Below are 269 nucleotides of genomic sequence, written 5' to 3' on the forward strand. Positions count from 1 at the left end.
TATTTACCACTTGGCTCCCTAGATACAGTAGCATTAAGTATTCTCCCTTGAGGTACTTGTTTATCCCTTACTTTAACCATACCAAGTTTAGGTAATTTTATATATTGACTAAAGTACATAATATTTCTATTTGTAAAGTTCGTTCTATATGAAAATCTATTAGTTTTCTTTGATTTAAATTTAGGAAATCCTACATTTTCTTTAAAGAATTTTTTATATGCGTTTTCTAAATCTTTTAAGGTGTTTTGTAGTGAAAATTTGTCAGGTTC

1 pseudogene is annotated in these 269 nt (G+C 27.1%); it reads right to left on the bottom strand.

Features of this window, described 5'->3' with window-relative positions:
• Positions 1-269, bottom strand: a pseudogene (locus KGF48_RS20800) (IS200/IS605 family element RNA-guided endonuclease TnpB); the annotation flags it as partial.

Source organism: Clostridioides sp. ZZV15-6388 (genome assembly GCF_020657755.1).
GTDB lineage: Bacteria > Bacillota > Clostridia > Peptostreptococcales > Peptostreptococcaceae > Clostridioides.